Raw genomic sequence first — 16638 nt, forward strand, 5'->3', positions numbered from 1 at the left:
ACGCCGACCGGCCGCCTACTGCTGCTGGGCGCGCTGCGCCTTCTCCGCCTTCTTCTCCTTGATGCGGACGGTCTCCTTGCGGACCTCCGCCTGGGTGGTGCGCTCCTTCTGGAGCCACTCGGGGTTCTCCTGCTTCAGGGCGTCGATCTGCTCCGTGGTCAGGGCCTCGGTGACTCCGCCGCGCGCGAGACCGGCGATGGAGACGCCGAGCTTCGCCGCGACCACCGGGCGGGGGTGCGGACCGTTCTGCCGCAGCTCGACCAGCCACGCGGGCGGATCGGTCTGGAGGGCGTTCAGCTCGGTGCGCGAAACCACACCCTCCTGGAACTCGGCGGGGGTGGCTTCGAGGTACACACCCAGCTTCTTCGCCGCGGTGGCGGGCTTCATCGTCTGGGTGCTCTGGTGCGACGTCATGGGGTCAAGGGTATCGAGCGTGTGCGCTACCTCCGACCACGACCGGTAACCTGGCGGGGTGACAGGCTCGGAAACTTCCCCTTCGTTCCGGCTCGCCTATGTCCCGGGAGTGACGCCCACCAAGTGGGTGCGGATCTGGAACGAGCGGCTGCCCGACGTCCCCCTGACCCTCGTCGGAGTGCCCGCCGCCGAAGCCTTCGACCTGCTGCGCGGCAGCGGTGCCGACGCGGGCTTCGTGCGGCTGCCCGTCGACCGGACCGACCTCAGCGCCATCCCGCTGTACACCGAGACGACCGTGGTCGTCATCCCCAAGGACCACCTGGTGGCCTCGGCGGAGGAGGTGTCGACCGGGGACCTCGCCGACGAGATCGTGCTGCACCCCCTCGACGACGTCCTCGGCTGGGAGACCCTGCCGGGCAAGCCGGCCTTCGAACGCCCCGAGACGACGGCGGACGCCGTCGAACTGGTCGCCGCGGGCATCGGCGTCCTCGTCGTCCCCCAGTCCCTGGCCCGTCTGCACCACCGCAAGGACCTCACCTACCGGCCCGTGTCGGACGCCCCGGAGTCGCGGATCGCGCTGTCCTGGCCGGAGGAGAAGACCACCGACCTGGTCGAGGAGTTCATCGGCATCGTCCGCGGCCGGACGGTGAACAGCACGCGCGGCCGGCCGCCGACGCCGCCGCAGCCCAAGCAGCGCAAGCGCCCCGACGCGAGCGGCGGCGGCAAGGGCAAGAACCCGGCCGCGAGGGCCGGCGGGAAGGCGGGCGGCAAATCGGGCGGCGGCAAGCAGACGGGGAAGAACCCGCGCGGCGGTTCCGCCGCGCCCAAGGCCGCCAAGCGCGGCAAGCCGCGCGGCCGACCGTAGTCCGGTCCCGCCGGAGCGACGACCCCCGAGTCACCCCCCGACGGGCGGCCGGGCTCCTCATGCCGGTGACCGGCGCCCCCGGGAGGGGCGCCGGTCACCGGGGACCTCCGTCAGTGCCGGCCCTTGGACTTCTTCATCGCGTCCGTCGCCTTCGCGACCATCTCCTCGGCCTTGCCGCTCATCCGCTCGGCGCTGCCCTCCGCTTCCATGCGGTGGTCGTCCATCGCGCTGCCCGCGGTTTCCTTCATCTTGCCCTTGACCTGCTTGGCCTTCGCCTTTGCCTTGCCCATGACGGGGTCGTTCCTTCCTGGGGGGACGTTGCATCCTCACCATGCGTCGGCCCCGCACGGCCCGCAATCCGTGGCACCGCCGGGCCCGGAGGAGCACCCGGGTACCGGCCCTCGCGTTGCGCCGCGGTGACCCGGCGGGCAGGGTCTATGGGGCGGTTCCCTCCGAGGAAGGGCGGACCATGAGCATCACCACCGTGAACCCCACGAACGGCCGGACGCTGCGGACCTTCGACCCGCTCGACGCCGACGGCATCGAGGAGCGCCTGGCCGAGGCGGCACGCACGGCCGCCGCCTACCGGCGCACCACCTTCGCCGAACGGTCCGCGCTGCTGTCCCGGGCGGCGGACCTCCTGGAGGAGGACGCGGAGGCCGTCGCCCGCACCATGACCACCGAGATGGGCAAGCCGCTGGCGGCGGCCCGGGCCGAGGCGGCCAAGTGCGTCAAGGCGATGCGCTGGTACGCCGCGCACGCCGAGGGGCTCCTCGCCGACGAGCACCCCGCCGACGCGGACGTGCGCGACGCGGGAGCCTCGTCCGTGCGGGTCGTCTACCGGCCCGTCGGCGTGGTCCTGGCCGTCATGCCCTGGAACTTCCCGCTGTGGCAGGTCGTGCGGTTCGCCGCGCCCGCCCTGATGGCGGGCAACGTGGGCCTGCTCAAACACGCCTCGAACGTTCCGCAGACCGCCCTCTACCTGGGCGAACTGTTCCACCGGGCGGGCTTCCCGCGCGGCTGCTTCCAGACCCTGCTGATCGGCTCGGGAGCCGTGGAGGCCGTCCTGCGCGACCCGAGGGTCGCCGCGGCCACCCTGACCGGCAGCGAACCCGCCGGCCGCGCCGTCGCCGCTGCCGCCGGCGACGAGGTCAAGAAGACCGTCCTGGAACTCGGCGGCAGCGACCCGTACGTCGTGATGCCCTCGGCCGATGTCGCCCGCGCCGCCCGCACCGCCGTCACCGCCCGCGTCCAGAACAACGGCCAGTCCTGCATCGCCGCCAAGCGGTTCATCGTCCACACCGACGTCTACGACGCGTTCGCCCGGCACTTCACGGACGGCATGAAGGCCCTGGTCGTCGGCGATCCGATGCTCGACACCACCGACGTAGGACCGCTGGCCACCGAGAGCGGACGCCGGGACGTGGAGGAACTCGTCGAGGACGCCGTGAGCCGCGGCGCCACCGTCCTGTGCGGCGGGCGTCGTCCGCCGGGGCAGGAGGAGGGCTGGTTCTACGAGCCGACGGTCCTCGCCGACATCACCGCCGAGATGCGGATCGACCTGGAGGAGACCTTCGGGCCGGTCGCCACCCTCTACCGGGTGGGTAGCCTCGACGAGGCCGTCGAGCGCGCCAACCACACCCCCTTCGGGCTCAGCTCGAACGTCTGGACCCGCGACGACGCCGACCTCGAGCGGTTCGTGCGCGACCTGGAGGCGGGCGGCGTCTTCGTCAACGGCATGACCGCCTCCCATCCCGCGCTGCCCTTCGGCGGCGTCAAGCGGTCCGGTTACGGGCGCGAACTGTCCGGGCACGGCATCCGCGAGTTCTGCAACATCACCACCGTCTGGCGGGCGGCGGAACCCGACGGAGGGTGACCCGCGGTACGGGGGGTGCGGCGGCGCCGAGGGGGTAGGCGCCGCCCGAGTCCGATCCTTCGGCGCAGTCGGCAAGGAGATCCCGTGGACGTTCCGACCGTGGGAGTCGAGGAGGAGTACCTCCTCGTGGACCGGGGCACCAGGGCCCCGGTGAACCGGGGCCGTCAAGTGATCGCCACGGCGGCCCGTGAGCTCGGCGAACTCGTCCAGAGCGAGTTCTACGACGCCCAGGTGGAGGTCTGTACGCGGCCCACCGCGGACTTCGCGGACCTGCGCGGGCAGCTGTCGCAGCTGCGGGAGACCACCACGCGCGCCGCCCGCGCCGCGGGCTGCCTGCTGGTGGCTTCGGGAGTCCCCGTGATCGCCCCCCTGGAGCCCCTGACGGTGACGGACGACGAGCGGTACCTGCGCATGGCCCGCCGCTCCGCGTACCTCATCGACGGTTTCACGGCCGTCTGCGGATGCCACATCCACGTCGGCACCCTGGACCGGCCGCGTGCCCTCGCGCTGGCGAGCCACATGAGGCCCTGGCTGCCCGTGCTCCAGTCCCTGACCGGGAACTCGCCCCTCATGGGGGGCCGGGACACCGGTCACGACAGCTGGCGTTCGGTCGTCTTCTCCTGCTGGCCGACGGTGGGGCCCCCGCCCGTGGTCGACGAGGCGCACTACCTCGCCCACGTCGACGGCCTGGTCGCCGCCGGAGTACTGCTCGACCGCCGGATGCTGTACTGGTACGCCCGGCCCTCGGAGCACGTGCCGACGCTGGAGATCCGGGTCTCCGACGTCAACGCCGACCTGGACACCGTGATCCTGACGGCCGCCCTCGTACGGGGCCTGGCGGCCGTCCTCCTGCGGGACGTGGACGCCGGGGTACCGCCCCCGAAGGCGCCCCCGTACCGGCTGTGGGGCGCACACGCCCTCGCGGCGCAGAGCGGCCTCGACGGCCCCGGCGCCGACCCGTGCACGGGCCGCCGGATGCCCGCCGAACTGCTCGTGGAGCGGCTCATGGACCGCGCGGCCCCCGGGCTCGCGGCCGCCGGGGACCTGGACATGGCACGGACCCTGTGGGACGGGCTGCGCCGCCGGGGGACCGGCGCGAGCCGGCAGCGGGCCGTCCTCGCCCGCACCGGCAGCCTCACCGCCGTCGTCGACCGCCTCGCCGTGGCCCCGGTGGACGTCCCGCTGCCGTGCTGAGCCGCCCATACCGGCCGCCCCGTGCCATCCTCGAAACATGAAGAGCGATCCCGCGCTTCCCGGCGACGGCTCCGCTCCCGAGGTCCTGGCCCTGGCCAGGATCGTGGCGAGACTGCGGGCCGAGGCGGAGGGCACGGAAGCGGTCGCCTCCACGGCGGCCGTGCTGGAGCGGGCCAAGGGCGTGCTCATGGCGCAGGCCGGCGTGACGGCCGACGCGGCGTACGCCCTGCTGCTGCGGCGCGCGAAACAGCGCGGACGGACCCTGATGGAGGAGTGCTGGATCACCCTCGGCGGCCTGCGCACCCGCCCGGAGCCCCCCGCCGAACCACCCGGAGCAGCCGGCGGGGGAGGGCCCGGGGCGGGGCCGGACCCGTCACCGTTCGACTCGGGACGCTACCTCGCCGGACCGGGACGCACCGCCGGACCGGGACGCACCGCCGGGGAACGGCGTCCCCTGCTCGCCCGGCTCGCCGAGGGGCTGGCCGGGGTGCACGGCGCCGACGAGGTCGCGGAGCTGCTGGTGACGGTACTGGGCGACGCCGAGGACATCGCCGCGGTGATGATCTACACCGCGGCCCCCGCCGGAGGCCTGGAACTGGCCGGAGCCGCCGGAATCAGCACGGCCCTGGCCGAGCAGTGGCGGCACGTCCCACCGCTGAGCGGGGTCGCCGCCATGGTCGCCCTCGCGGGCCGGGAACCGGTCTGGCTGGAGGACCCGGAGCGCGACGCCCTGCGCTACCGGCTCATCGGCGACCCGCCCGAGCGCTGGCAGTCCCGTGCCTGGGTGCCGGTGTTCGCGGAGGGCCCCGCGACCGCGGCCGTCGGCTTCTTCCGGACGCGCCGGGCCCCCTTCACCCCCGACACCCGGCTCCTGCTGCGGCGGGCGGCCCGGATGTGCGCGGGCCCGCTGCGCGACCTGCGGCGGCCGGGCACCGCCGACCCGCTGGGAGAGGCGGACGTGGCCGCCGCGCAGAGGATCCTCGACGCGCTCTCCGGCGCGGCGATCCTCCTCACCCCGCTGCGCTCCGGGACGGGCGAGGTCGAGGACTACCGGATCGACGCGGCCGCCCCCGCGTCGGTGGACGTGGCCGGTCGCCGCGGCAAGGAGCTCGTGGGCCGCAGCGTCCTGGAGACGTACCCCACGGTCGCGGGCACCGACCTGTGGGAGGGGTACCTGGACACGCTGACCACGGGAACCGACTACTACGGCCCGTCCTTCACCTACCGAGAGGTGACCGCCGGGCTGCCGCGCGAATCCTCGTACGCGGTACGGGCGACCCGGTTGGGCGGCCGGCTGGTCGTGTCCTGGATCCGCCTCGACACCAGCGACCGCGAGGCCCGCAGGCTGGCCGACATGCAGCGGTTGGGGAACCTCGGCTGGGCGGACTGGGACCTCGTCACGAACGTCATCAACTGGTCCGACCAGGTCTACGTCATCTTCGGCCGCGATCCCGCCGCGGGGCCGATGCCCCTGGAGGAACTCCCCCTGCACCTCGTGCCGGAGGACCTGCCGCGCCTCGGCGGCGCCGTACGCCGGCTGCTGGGCGAGGGCCGGGCCGTCGACCAGCACTTCCGCATCGACACCGCCGACGGGATCCGTCACCTGCGGATCGTCGCCGAGGTCGGCACCGACGAGGCCGGTACGCCCGTCGAGGTGCACGGATTCTTCCAGGACCTCTCGGCGCAGCGGGACGCCGAACTCGCCCTGCGCGAGAGCGAACGCGCCGTTCTGGTCCAGCGCGGCATGCTCCAGGCCGAACGGATCCTCGCCGCCCGGCTCCAGCACGCGCTGCTGCCCCTGCAGGAACAGTCCCTCGAACTGGCCGGGCTGTGCGTCGACGTCGCCTACCTGCCCTCCGACACCGGTGTGAACGTCGGCGGCGACTGGTACAGCGCCATCGGACTCCCCGACGACAGTGCCCTCTTCGTCCTCGGGGACGTCGCCGGCCACGGCCTGGACGCCGTCGGAACGATGGCCCAGCTGAGGTTCACCGCCAAGGGCATGATCGTCACCGGGTCGGAGCTGCCAGACGCGCTGAGCCGGCTCAACAGCCTCCTCCTCCACACGTCCACCGACACCCACGGGGCCACCGCCACCATGATCATGGGGCGCTACCGGCCCTGGGACCGCCGACTGACCTGGGTGCGGGCCGGGCACCTGCCCCCGTTGCTGATCCGCGACGGCGAAGCCTCCTTCCTGCCCCAGCCCGTGGGCGCCCTCCTGGGCGCCGACTTCGGCTCGGCCTACGAGCAGAGCACCCTCGACCTGCGGCCCGACGACCACCTCCTGCTCTACACCGACGGGCTCGTCGAGGAACCGGGGGAGGACATCGACATCGGCCTGGCACGGCTCGCCCGAACCGCCCGCCGGCTCGTCGGCGAGGGGCACGGAGCGAGCCTGGCGCGCGGTCTGGCCGCGTTGCGTCCGGGGCACCGGGACGACATCTGCGTCATGGACATCCACGTCCCCGCCGTGGAGGACCCGGAGGACCCCTGCGGCGACGACGAGGACCCGCATGCGCCGGCCCCCTGCGGGTAGGCGGCCCCCGACTCTCAGCGATGGAGGAGCCATGAGAAGAGCCGCCCCCGACGACGGCCGTACCGAAAGTCCCGCGGAGCGCGCGGACCGGCAGTGGGAGGAGCTGGTCCAGGAGATACGGGTGGCCCAGACGGGCGTCCAGATCCTGTTCGGCTTCCTGCTGACCGTGGTCTTCACCCCGCACTTCCAGGGCCTGCCGCAGACCGACAAGACGCTCTACATCGTCACCGTCGTCCTCGGTTCCCTCGCGACCGGAGCCCTCATAGCGCCGGTCGTCTTCCACCGCATCGTCACGGGCCGCCACATGAAGCCGCAGGCGGTCGCGTGGGCCTCCCGCCTCTGCGCCGTCGGGCTCGCGCTCCTGTTCGCGACGCTGGTGGCCGCGCTCTTCCTGATCCTGCGGGTCGCCACCCACGACGCCTTCGTACCCTGGCTGGTGGGCGGAGTGGTCGCCTGGTACCTGCTGTGCTGGTTCGTCCTCCCCATGTGGGCGCGCCTCCACCACACCAAGGACGACTGACCGCCCCAGGCGGGTCAGGGACCGCCCTGCGGCCGGGGGACCGCGAGCCCCGCGACGTGGTCGGTGATCATGTCGAGGATCTCCTTGGTCGCCGCCCCGTCGCCGAGGACGAGCACGTTGAGGGTCAGCCCGTCGGTCATGGCGGCCAGGTAGCGGGCCAACACCGGCTCCGGTACCAGCAGCTCCAGGTCCATGCTGTCGCGCAGCTGCCCGATGAGTTCCTCGTACGTGGCGCAGTACAGCTCGTACTGCCGGCGCGCCAGGTGCTCGAACCCCGGCTGGCGCAGGGCGTACTGGGTGAGCTCGTAGGTGAGCATGTGCTCGCCGGGCTGTTCGGACACGTGGTCCCAATAGGCCTGGAAGCCCGCCCGGACCGTCTCGCGCAGGGTGGACCGCGGCCGGATCGCCTCCTTCACCACGCTCACGTAGTGCGCGCTGATCGCTTCGATCACCGATTCCAGCAGCTCCTGCTTGGAGTCGAAGCAGTAGTGGAAGACGCTCAGCGACACCCCCGCCTCCGCCGCGATGGACCGGGTCGTGGTCCGGGCGACGCCGTCCCGGGTCATCGCGCGGATCGCCGCCTCGGTCAGTTGGCGGCGCCGGTCGGCCGAGGGCATCCGGGCCATGGTGGTTCCCTTCGTTTCGTTCGCAGGACGCGCGGGCCGGCCGGAGGGGATCCGGCCGGCCCGTGTCCTGGTCGGTGCGCCGCGCCGTCAGCTGCTGTAGACGCCGAGCTCACGCACGGAGTAGCCCCACTGGGTCCCGCGTTGGAGTCCCTGGACGCGGACGTGGCGGGCCGCCACACCTGAGAAGCGGGCCGTGTCCAGGCCGCCGTCACCGGCGTTCGTCGACCAGACCTGCTGCCAGTTCGTCCCGTCCGTGGAGACCTCGATGCGGTACGCCTTCCCGTACGCGCGCTCCCAGTCGAGGGTGACGCGGCCGACCCGGCCGGTGGAGCCGAGGTCGACGCGCAGCCACTGGTCGTCGTTCCACTCGCTCGCCCAGCGGGTGCCCGTGTTGCCGTCCACGGCCTGGCCCGCCGAGTAGTTCACGAACGGGTTCCACCACTCCGCCGTCGAGGCCCCGGCGGCGGAGCCGGCCGCGAGGTTCACCCCGGCCTTGTGCTTCTCGGAGTTGCCCCAGGTGGTCAGGTAGGACTCGGCGCCCTTGAACAGGTCGTCCACCACGTCCTGGCCGCCGACGATGCGGACGTCCTCGATCCAGTCGGGGACCAGGCCGTAGTGCGCGGCGCCGTCCGTGTTCAGGTCCCAGGTCCGCTGCCCGGTGGTCTGCTTGTCGATGACGGAGCCGCCGTCGGTGCTGCGGAACGGATAGCGCACGGGGTTGGGCGTGTCAGCGCCCCGCGGGCCCGGCCAGCCGCCGACGCCGTTCATGTCGGTGCCGTACCCGTAACCGACGCCGTACTTGTCGCGCAGCGCCTTCGTCCGGTCGGCCTCGGCGCTGAACGCCTCGGAGCCACTCATGTACTGGGCCACGAACCCGCCGAGCTTGTAGACCCGCTCCGTCCAGTCGAGGTCCATCCAACTGTGCGAGGAGATCACTCCGGAGTACGACTCGGACTCCAGGACGTCGAAGGCCCGGCCCGCGGCCTTGACGCTCATGTGGTCGATCTCCAGCATCATCTTGCGTTTCATCATGCCGCGCAGCGCGTATTCGCCGAGATCCGTGAGCCCGCGCGTATTGCACTGCGCGTCGGCCGCGTACGAGGGGACGGCGACGCCCGCGGGGAGTTCCTTCTGCGCGGCGGGAGCCGCCGCCAGCCCGATGGGGTTGTCGTGCTGGGGGCCGGCGCACTTCTCCGTCTGCCAGAAGGTGCCGGTGGACAGGAACTGGCCCACGTTGATCGCCGTGCCGAGGGCACCCTGGTCGAAGCGGACCCCGCACAGCGCGTTGTCGAACTTGTGGCACAGGAACATGCTGCGCACGCCGAGTCGGTGCAACTCGTCCAGGCCGCGGTCGATGTCCTCCTTGCTGCACTGGGCGATGTCCAGGACCTGCTTGCAGCCGAACGGCTCGGAGGTCTCCACGCCCAGGACCACGGCGAGTTTGCCCTGCTGGACGACCTCGCGGGCCTGCGCGGAGTCGGTGACGATGCGGAACCAGCCCTTGCCCGGGCCGCCGTACATCTTGTCGACGAAGGCCTGCATGTCGTAGGTCTTCTGCGCCTCCAGCCGGATGGCGGTCATCTCGTCGCAGCCGCGGTCCTTGAAGAAGTAGACCGAGCAGATCACGCCATTGGTGACGAGGTCGTTGACCAGCACCCGCTGGCCGCCGCGCCAGGCCCGCTCGACCCAGGCGTAGTAGTTCTGCTGGTGGGTGAGGGAGTCGTGGGCCGGCCAGTCCTTGAAGGTGGGCCAGCCGTTGGGGTCGTGCTTGCCGTCCCCGCCGTTGGTGATGTAGTCGAAGATCGCGAGGGAGCCGTCGGGGTAGTGCTCGGGACAGTCCTTGAGCGCGTCGGCGACCCCGAGGTCGGAGAACGGCTTGCCGCAGATGAGTCGGCCTCCGAAGCCCTCGTTGGACATCAGGTGGTCGTGGGCGTCGACGAAGCCGCGGACCTTGCCCTGCGCGTCGGTTCCCTTGAAGGGTTCGCCGGTGACGTTGATCTCGGAGTCGGGGGCGGGTCGGGCCGTCGGGTTCCACCAGCCGGCGTCGGCCGAGGAACTGGGCACGGGCCCGAGCACCATGGCCATGACGGCGAGGAGCAACGACAGGACCGTGAGGGGGCTGCGCCTGCGGTGTGGCTGTCGGGTCAAGGTCATCACTCATGTCTTCGGTCGGCGGAGGAGCGCGGTCGGATCCCGGCATGAATTGTCATGCCCTGCACAATCGGTGCGACGAGAATCGGTCCTGGTGCAAGCGGAGTCAAGGGTCCGGGACGGATGACCTGATGACCCGTCGGAAACGGTTCGGAAACGTCCGCCGCCGACCGGCGATGACCGCGCGGCGGCCCACCGGGGTTTCCCGCACGCTCCGATCGGATGATGATCGGAGCATGGCCGGAAAGGCCGGCAGGGTGCCCGCCGGCTCCTAGCCTGCCCGCATGCGCCCACTGCCGGGGCGGCGCCCGACCGCGTGCGCCCTCGTACTCGCCGTGATCCTCGCCCTGATCAGCGGGGCCACGGCGGCCCCCGCCGTGCCGTGCCCGGCGCCCGTGAGGGTGACGTACGCGAACCACCCCTTCAGCCGGGTCGCCCACGCGTTCCGCGAGAAGACGTTCACCCACACGCGCGGGCACGAGGGCCGCAACGTCGCCGTCGCCTTCGTCGACGTCACCGGCATCGAGGGCATCCGGCCGCGAGGGAAGGGCACCGCCGTCCGGGACGTGAAGGAACTCGCGGCCGAGGACCCGGAGCTCCTCAAGGCCCTCGCCCCGCGACCCGGGGTCGAGCGCATCCTGATCGTCACCAAGTCGAACGACCCGGCGGACCTGAAGAAGCCCAAGGAGCAACGGCGCTGGGAGAAACCGCGCGACCACTCCGAGGTGCGGATCCTCGACTTCCTGACGAAGAACGCCGTCCCGCACGACCGGATGCTGGCCCTCTACTCGGACCGCTCCCCGTGCCCCACCTGCGCACCCCGGATCCCGCCCTGCACCCCCGTCTTCTACGTCACCCGCAACGGCACGGAGCGGCGCGGGAAGGGCGAGCCGAGCGCGAGCGAGGACATGGGCCGCGCCCTCGACTCGATGCGCGGCGCGAAGAACGGCAGGCGGGAAGGGGCCGAGGAGCAGCGGGAGGAGGCGGGCAGGGGGGAGGCCGGGGCGGACGGCTCCGCGGCGCCCGCCGCGGCAGCCCCCCGCCTGCTCGCAGACCCGGCCGCGGCGCCCCCGTGCCGCCCGGCGGCTCCGGCAGGCCAGGTCCTCGCCGCCCGCCGGTGCGATCCGCAGGCCCCCTCCGGCGGCTTCTACGAGGAACTCTCCAAGGCCCGCACCGAACAGGGCGGCATCGACTTCTCCACCCTGGAACTGCGCTACGTCTCCGACGGCGCCGCCGGCCGCGGACTCGCCTACGCCTTCCGGGCCGACGCCGCGCCGGAGGACGCCCCGCCGCCCGAAACCCCCGACGCGGGCCTGCGCGAGGCCCAGGAGGCCTCCGACGCGTTCTTCGTCTGGCTGCGGCTGCCCCCGCACAAGCAGACCGTGAACCTCAGCCCCGTCGAACCCGACCGGATCATCGACCCCGGCCTCGGCCGCACCGATGCCGGGCGCATCCTGTTGGAGGCCGACCTCGAACTCAAGAGGACCGTGGGCCGGCTCATCCACCCGGACTCCCGCCTCGGTCCCGCCTTCTGGGGGAGCCTGCGCGGCAGGTGCATCTCCTTCCGCCAGTGGATCGTGCCCGCCCCGGCCACCGTCCGCGACGACGGTGACGCGCTGCACATCCTCGACGCCCCGCTGTCGGTCCGCATGGAGACCGAGTACCTCGAAGGCCGCAACGCGGCCGACGTGACCTCCTCCTGCCGGGAGCAGTCACCCGAGATCGAGGCCCACAACGCGGACGTCTTCCGCAGGACGGTCCTGCCCGAACTGGCGCGGCAGGTGCGCACCGCGCCCGAGTACGCGTCCCTGCGCAGGATCTACCACAGCCGCGTCGCCGCCGAGTGGTACCGCCTGCGCGCCGCCCGCGGCCCCGCCCCCTTCGCCGACCTCGTGGACCGCGAGGACCTCACCCACCTCGCGGCGCGCCGGCCCCGGGACCCGAAGGACGTGTTCCGCCAGTACGTGGAGTCCTACACCCGGGGCGAGTTCGACGTGACGCGCAGCCGTGCGGCCACGGGCGGGACGTCCGACGTGCGCCACTACGTCTTCGGCGGCGTCGACTTCTCCAGAATCGCCTTCCGGCGGCTCGGCGCGGCCGACTTCCGGGGCCGCCACGGCGAACGGGCCGACACGGTCGCCACCGCCCTCGCGCACGCCACGGCCGACACCGACGGGGGCTCCGGGGTCTGGCTCGGCGGTACGACGCCCGGCGCCTACCGGCCCGTCCCGGTGCCGGGTTTCGGCCGGATCCTGCTGAACGGACTGCCCGGCGGCCCCGCGACCCTCGCCATGGCCGCGTTCCTCGTCCTGCTACTCAGCGCCCGCCCGATCCGCCCGGCGGACCACCGACCGCCACGTCGGCCTTCCCACCGACCATCCCGCCCCCGCCCCTGAAAGGCCGCCGCCCGTGCACCGGTTCCCCCTGCCCGACCATCCGCTCAAGACCAACCGGCTCCTGCTGAACGTGACGGCCGCCCTGGTCACCGTGCCCTTCCTCGGAGCCCTGCTCTTCATCGGCTTCCTCGCGGGCGGCATCGTGCTGGCCGTCATCCTGATCGGCTTCGGGACGTGGGGCTTCCGCCGGCGCAAGGCGGAGCTGCGGGGACTGGAAGTCCAGCGCGCCGAGGCCGTCCTGGCCCACGCCGAGCTGCTGGAGCGGCGCGAGCGGTACGCCCGCGAGAACGGTCACTCCTACCAGGAGACCTGCGCGGAATCCGCCCTCGGCTTCGGCCGGATCGAGCAGCGGATCCCCGAGGACCGCAAGGAATGGGAGGGCGGCGCGACGATGGGGGAGCGGGTCAAGGAGGCCCCGCACCTGGAGAAGCTGGTGGGCGTCGCCCGCCACGCCGGTGAGCTGGTCGCGGAGGGCGTCGTACGGATGCGGCGGGAGGGTCTGGACGTCACCGTGTTCGACCTGGAGGTCATCGACCACCACGACCTCGAAGGCCTCGTCACCTGCATGAAGCCGGCGGTCGCGCTGGAGGTCTCCAAGGACTACATGACGGTCTGGTCGGTGGAACTGCCCCACGCGCTGCCCTACGTGTCCTCCGCGTACGCCTGGGACGGCAGGCGCGGGCCGTTGGAGGCCTACGTCGAGGGGGAGGAGCGCCTGGAGCGCCGTACCGAGAACAAGGAACTCGCCGACTTCCTGCTGAGCCTCCCGGCCGTGCGCTTCGACGCCCTCTCCGACACCCCCCACCCGTGGTTCATCGACGGCAACAGGCTGATGGCCTGCGAGAGGGGGAACGAGGGCGTCGACCCGCGGACGCTGGAGGACACCGCGGCGCGCCTCGCCCGGCTCGCCGCCGGCCTGCCGTGGACGGCGCTGCGGCGGTTCACGCTCACGGACCCGCGGGACGAGCGGCGTGCCTCCAGGATCCGTTGGACGCAGCGCTGGTACGGGAGCCCGGCCGGATCCCCGTCGGCCCGCGTCCTGTGGGAGGAACGCCGGATCACCCACGCGGGACTGCGGGCCTTCATGCCGGCCGACGACATCGACCAGGGGCTGTCGCCGGCCGCCGCGAGGACGTGACGTCTGCGCGGCGGCGCGGCACCCGGCCGACCCCGGGGCCACGGGCGGGACCGGCAGGAATGTGAGCCCGTGCCCTACGGGGCCGGGCGGAGCTCCAGGGTGCAGCACTTCACGCTGCCACCGGCCTTGAGGAGCTCGGACAGGTCGACGCCGATCGGGTTGAAGCCGCGCTCGCGCAGCTGCTCGGCGAGGCCGGAGGCGTTCTGGGGCAGTACGACGTTGTATCCGTCCGAGGCCGCGTTGAGGCCGAAGACGGCGGCGTCCTCGGCGTCGGCCACGACCGCGTCGGGGAACAGGCGCCGCAGGACGGCCAGGCTGCCGGGGGAGAAGGCCGCCGGGTAGTAGGCGATCGTTCGCTCGTCCAGGACCGTGAGCGCGGTGTCCAGGTGGTAGTAGTCCGGGTCGACGAGCGTCAGCCCGATCACGGGACGGCCGAAGAACTCCTGGGCCTCGTCGTGGGAACGGGGGTCGCTGCGGAAGCCGGTGCCGGCGAGCAGCCACTCGCCGGTGAGCAGGTAGTCGCCCTCGCCCTCGTTGACCACGTCGGAGGTGCGCAGGTTCGGGAAGCCGTTGTCGCGCAGCCAGTCGTGGTAAGCGGGGCCCTCGGCGATGCGTTCCGCGTCCCGGAACCGCGCGACGAGCGCGCGGCCGTCGATGACGGTGGCTCCGTTCGCGGCGAACACCATGTCGGGGAGGCCGGGCAGCGGTTCGATCGTGTCGACGGTGTGGCCGAGGCTCAGGTAGACCTCGCGCAGCTGCTCCCACTGGGCGATGGCCAGCCGGGTGTCGACGGGCTTCTTCGGGTCCATCCAGGGGTTTATGGAGTAGACCACGTCGAAGTACGTGGGCCGGCACATGAGGTAGTGCCGAGGCCGTGCTGTGCGCATGGGTGATGTTCCCTTGGGGTCAAGGGCGGCCGGGGTGCGGGCCGCCCATCGAGGGCGAGTGGGCGTCGCGGACATCTCGTCGCCGTCCGGGGTGCGTTGTGCGCGGGGGAGGGCGAGTTCGGGCAGGGACACAAGCCTGCGTCAGTAAAGCAAGCCTTACCTAAGCTTCGCAATAGGGCTCCTATCGAAGGGAGTTCGGCTCGTCGAGCCCGGCGGTCGATCTGATTTGCCCATCGACAATCACTCGAAGATCAGGTTAGCCTTGCCTAAGTTCTGCTCGGTCGCCGCTCCTTCGGCGTGCCTTGCCCCCAGGTTCCCCAATGCTCGGCAAGCGACTGCCCCGCACGATTGGGAGTGACATGTCAGAGGCTCATCCTGACGACGCGCCAGTGATCCACGACCTCATCGGAATCGGCTTCGGGCCGTCCAACGTGGCCATGGCCATAGCGCTCAGCGAGCACAACGCAGGCGTCGGACGGCAGGAGGCGGTCACGGCTCACTTCTTCGAGCGGCAGCCGCACTTCGGCTGGCACCGGGGCATGTTGATCGACGACGCGACCATGCAGGTGTCCTTCCTCAAGGACCTGGTGACCCTGCGCAACCCGACCAGCGAATACAGCTTCCTCTGCTACCTCAAGAGCAAGGGACGGCTGATCGACTTCGTCAACCACAAGAACCTGTTCCCGCTGCGCGTCGAGTTCCACGACTACTTCGAGTGGGCGGCGGCCAAGGTCGACGACATGGTCTCGTACGGGTGCGAGGTCGTCGACGTGCGGCCCGTGGTGCGGGACGGCGTGATCGAGTACGTGGACGTCACCGCCCGGTCCGGGGCCGAACGCGTCGTCCACCGTGCCCGCAACCTCGTCATCGGCACCGGCCTGCGGCCGTACCTCCCGGGGGGCGTCGAGCGCACGGAGCGGGTCTGGCACAACTCGGACCTGCTGACCCGGGTGGAAGGGCTCAAGGACGCCGACCCGACCCGCTTCATCGTGGTCGGCGCCGGTCAGAGCGCCGCGGAGAACGTGGCCTTCCTGCACCGCGCCTTCCCCCGCGCCGAGGTCTGCGCCGTCTTCTCCCGCTACGGGTACAGCCCCGCGGACGACAGTGGCTTCGCCAACCGGATCTTCGACCCGGCCGCGGTGGACGAGTACTTCACCGCCCCCGAGGCGATCAAGCGCAAGCTGATCGAGTACCACGGCAACACCAACTACTCCGTCGTGGACGTCGATTTGATCGACGAGCTCTACCGCCGGCAGTACCAGGAGAAGGTCCTCGGCACCGAGCGGCTGCGCTTCCTCAAGGTGTCCCGGATCGCCGACGTCGTGGAGACCCCCGAAAAGGTCCGCACCACGGTCGAATCGCTGGTCACCGGGGACCGGACGCCACTGGACGCCGACGTACTGGTCTACGCGACCGGATACCGGTCCGCCGACGGACTCGGACTCCTCGGCGAGGCCGAGGCCCACTGCCTGCGCGACGACCAGGGCCGGGTCCGGGTGGAGCGGGACTACCGGGTGACCACCGATCCCGCGCTGCGCTGCGGCATCTACCTCCAGGGCGGCACCGAGCACACCCACGGCATCACCTCGGCGCTGCTGTCGAACACCGCGGTGCGGGTCGGGGAGATCCTCGACTCGATCATCACCCGGGCCGGCGTCCGGAGTCCGGCGGTGCCCGGTCCCCGTCGGGCCGCCGACGGGATCGGCGCGGCGTTCCAGGTCGCCTCCGTGGAGCCCGGACGGGATCCGGTGTGACGGTCGGGATCCGGTGGCCCGGGCGGGGAGGTCCCGTCAAGGAGGTCACCACCGCGACCGCGAAGTCCGCGCCGTAGTCGCGACGGCGGTACGCCGGGACGGGGTCGGGGCGGGCTGGTGCGGGGGCGGGCGCGACGCGGATACTGCACTGCGCCCGGCGGGCCGGCCGCCGACGACGGAGAGGATCCCGATGAGGTCGACCCGCACGTTGCGCACCGCCTCGCGGCTGCCGCGCACCCCGCGCCGCCGCGTGCGGCCCGCACTCGTACCGGCGCTCG

Annotated in this window: 14 protein-coding genes; 8 read left to right on the forward strand and 6 right to left on the reverse strand. The window is 72.2% G+C overall.

All coding sequences use genetic code 11. The features are described from left to right. Positions 1–15 precede the first annotated feature (15 nt). On the reverse strand, positions 16–414 hold the full coding sequence (locus NOD94_RS09210; RefSeq protein ID WP_281205276.1) for a DUF5997 family protein: 399 nt from the start codon (positions 412–414) through the stop codon (positions 16–18). 58 nt (positions 415–472) lie between these two features. Between NOD94_RS09210 and NOD94_RS09215 the strand changes: the two genes are divergently transcribed. Next, positions 473–1279 (forward strand): LysR family substrate-binding domain-containing protein, encoded by an 807-nt coding sequence (locus tag NOD94_RS09215; RefSeq protein ID WP_281205277.1) that lies wholly within the window; start codon positions 473–475, stop codon positions 1277–1279. Between the two features lie 110 nt (positions 1280–1389). Here NOD94_RS09215 and NOD94_RS09220 read toward each other — a convergent pair whose 3' ends face one another. Next, positions 1390–1569, reverse strand: a complete 180-nt coding sequence (locus NOD94_RS09220) for a CsbD family protein (protein ID WP_281205278.1) — start codon at positions 1567–1569, stop codon at positions 1390–1392. Between the two features lie 179 nt (positions 1570–1748). Between NOD94_RS09220 and NOD94_RS09225 the strand changes: the two genes are divergently transcribed. The 4 genes from NOD94_RS09225 to NOD94_RS09240 all read left to right on the forward strand — a co-directional run bounded on the left by NOD94_RS09225 (position 1749) and on the right by NOD94_RS09240 (position 7408). Beyond that, positions 1749–3155 (forward strand): NADP-dependent succinic semialdehyde dehydrogenase, encoded by a 1407-nt coding sequence (locus tag NOD94_RS09225; RefSeq protein WP_281205279.1) that lies wholly within the window; start codon positions 1749–1751, stop codon positions 3153–3155. 84 nt (positions 3156–3239) lie between these two features. Beyond that, the gene (locus tag NOD94_RS09230) at positions 3240–4349 is read left to right on the forward strand and encodes a glutamate--cysteine ligase (protein WP_281205280.1); all 1110 of its coding nucleotides are present in this window, start codon (positions 3240–3242) and stop codon (positions 4347–4349) included. A gap of 37 nt (positions 4350–4386) precedes the next feature. Beyond that, on the forward strand, positions 4387–6888 hold the full coding sequence (locus NOD94_RS09235) for a SpoIIE family protein phosphatase (protein WP_281205281.1): 2502 nt from the start codon (positions 4387–4389) through the stop codon (positions 6886–6888). 31 nt (positions 6889–6919) lie between these two features. After that, a complete protein-coding gene (locus NOD94_RS09240; protein WP_281205282.1) occupies positions 6920–7408 on the forward strand; it encodes a DUF6328 family protein in 489 nt (162 codons plus the stop codon). A 14-nt stretch (positions 7409–7422) separates the two neighbouring features. Here NOD94_RS09240 and NOD94_RS09245 read toward each other — a convergent pair whose 3' ends face one another. Continuing rightward, on the reverse strand, positions 7423–8034 hold the full coding sequence (locus tag NOD94_RS09245; RefSeq protein WP_281205284.1) for a TetR/AcrR family transcriptional regulator: 612 nt from the start codon (positions 8032–8034) through the stop codon (positions 7423–7425). Between the two features lie 87 nt (positions 8035–8121). Next, positions 8122–10188, reverse strand: a complete 2067-nt coding sequence (locus NOD94_RS09250; protein WP_281205285.1) for a discoidin domain-containing protein — start codon at positions 10186–10188, stop codon at positions 8122–8124. A gap of 281 nt (positions 10189–10469) precedes the next feature. Between NOD94_RS09250 and NOD94_RS09255 the strand changes: the two genes are divergently transcribed. Continuing rightward, on the forward strand, positions 10470–12581 hold the full coding sequence (locus NOD94_RS09255; RefSeq protein ID WP_281205286.1) for a hypothetical protein: 2112 nt from the start codon (positions 10470–10472) through the stop codon (positions 12579–12581). A gap of 13 nt (positions 12582–12594) precedes the next feature. Beyond that, complete coding sequence (locus NOD94_RS09260; protein ID WP_281205287.1) at positions 12595–13719, forward strand: hypothetical protein; 1125 nt, start codon at positions 12595–12597, stop codon at positions 13717–13719. A gap of 74 nt (positions 13720–13793) precedes the next feature. On the opposite strand, the gene ddaH is transcribed toward NOD94_RS09260, so the two are convergent. Then, entirely contained in the window at positions 13794–14681 is an 888-nt protein-coding gene (gene ddaH, locus NOD94_RS09265) for a dimethylargininase (RefSeq protein ID WP_348652323.1), read from the reverse strand. A gap of 284 nt (positions 14682–14965) precedes the next feature. Between ddaH and NOD94_RS09270 the strand changes: the two genes are divergently transcribed. After that, a complete protein-coding gene (locus NOD94_RS09270; RefSeq protein WP_281205289.1) occupies positions 14966–16360 on the forward strand; it encodes a SidA/IucD/PvdA family monooxygenase in 1395 nt (464 codons plus the stop codon). 45 nt (positions 16361–16405) lie between these two features. On the opposite strand, the gene NOD94_RS09275 is transcribed toward NOD94_RS09270, so the two are convergent. After that, positions 16406–16638: hypothetical protein (locus NOD94_RS09275; protein ID WP_281205290.1), on the reverse strand; the 233-nt coding region annotated here is incomplete at its 5' end.

This window comes from Streptomyces sp. Isolate_45 (assembly GCF_024721315.2).
Taxonomy (GTDB): Bacteria; Actinomycetota; Actinomycetes; order Streptomycetales; family Streptomycetaceae; genus Streptomyces.

Excerpts from the sequence above, each read along its gene's own strand:
- NOD94_RS09220 (WP_281205278.1), bottom strand. The coding sequence starts at position 1,569 with ATGGGCAAGGCAAAGGCGAAGGCCAAGCAGGTCAAGGGCAAGATGAAG.
- NOD94_RS09240 (WP_281205282.1), top strand. The coding sequence starts at position 6,920 with ATGAGAAGAGCCGCCCCCGACGACGGCCGTACCGAAAGTCCCGCGGAG.
- NOD94_RS09270 (WP_281205289.1), top strand. The coding sequence starts at position 14,966 with ATGTCAGAGGCTCATCCTGACGACGCGCCAGTGATCCACGACCTCATC.
- ddaH (WP_348652323.1), bottom strand. The coding sequence starts at position 14,681 with ATGTCCGCGACGCCCACTCGCCCTCGATGGGCGGCCCGCACCCCGGCC.
- NOD94_RS09255 (WP_281205286.1), top strand. The coding sequence starts at position 10,470 with ATGCGCCCACTGCCGGGGCGGCGCCCGACCGCGTGCGCCCTCGTACTC.
- NOD94_RS09245 (WP_281205284.1), bottom strand. The coding sequence starts at position 8,034 with ATGGCCCGGATGCCCTCGGCCGACCGGCGCCGCCAACTGACCGAGGCG.
- NOD94_RS09235 (WP_281205281.1), top strand. The coding sequence starts at position 4,387 with ATGAAGAGCGATCCCGCGCTTCCCGGCGACGGCTCCGCTCCCGAGGTC.
- NOD94_RS09210 (WP_281205276.1), bottom strand. The coding sequence starts at position 414 with ATGACGTCGCACCAGAGCACCCAGACGATGAAGCCCGCCACCGCGGCG.
- NOD94_RS09225 (WP_281205279.1), top strand. The coding sequence starts at position 1,749 with ATGAGCATCACCACCGTGAACCCCACGAACGGCCGGACGCTGCGGACC.
- NOD94_RS09250 (WP_281205285.1), bottom strand. The coding sequence starts at position 10,188 with ATGACCTTGACCCGACAGCCACACCGCAGGCGCAGCCCCCTCACGGTC.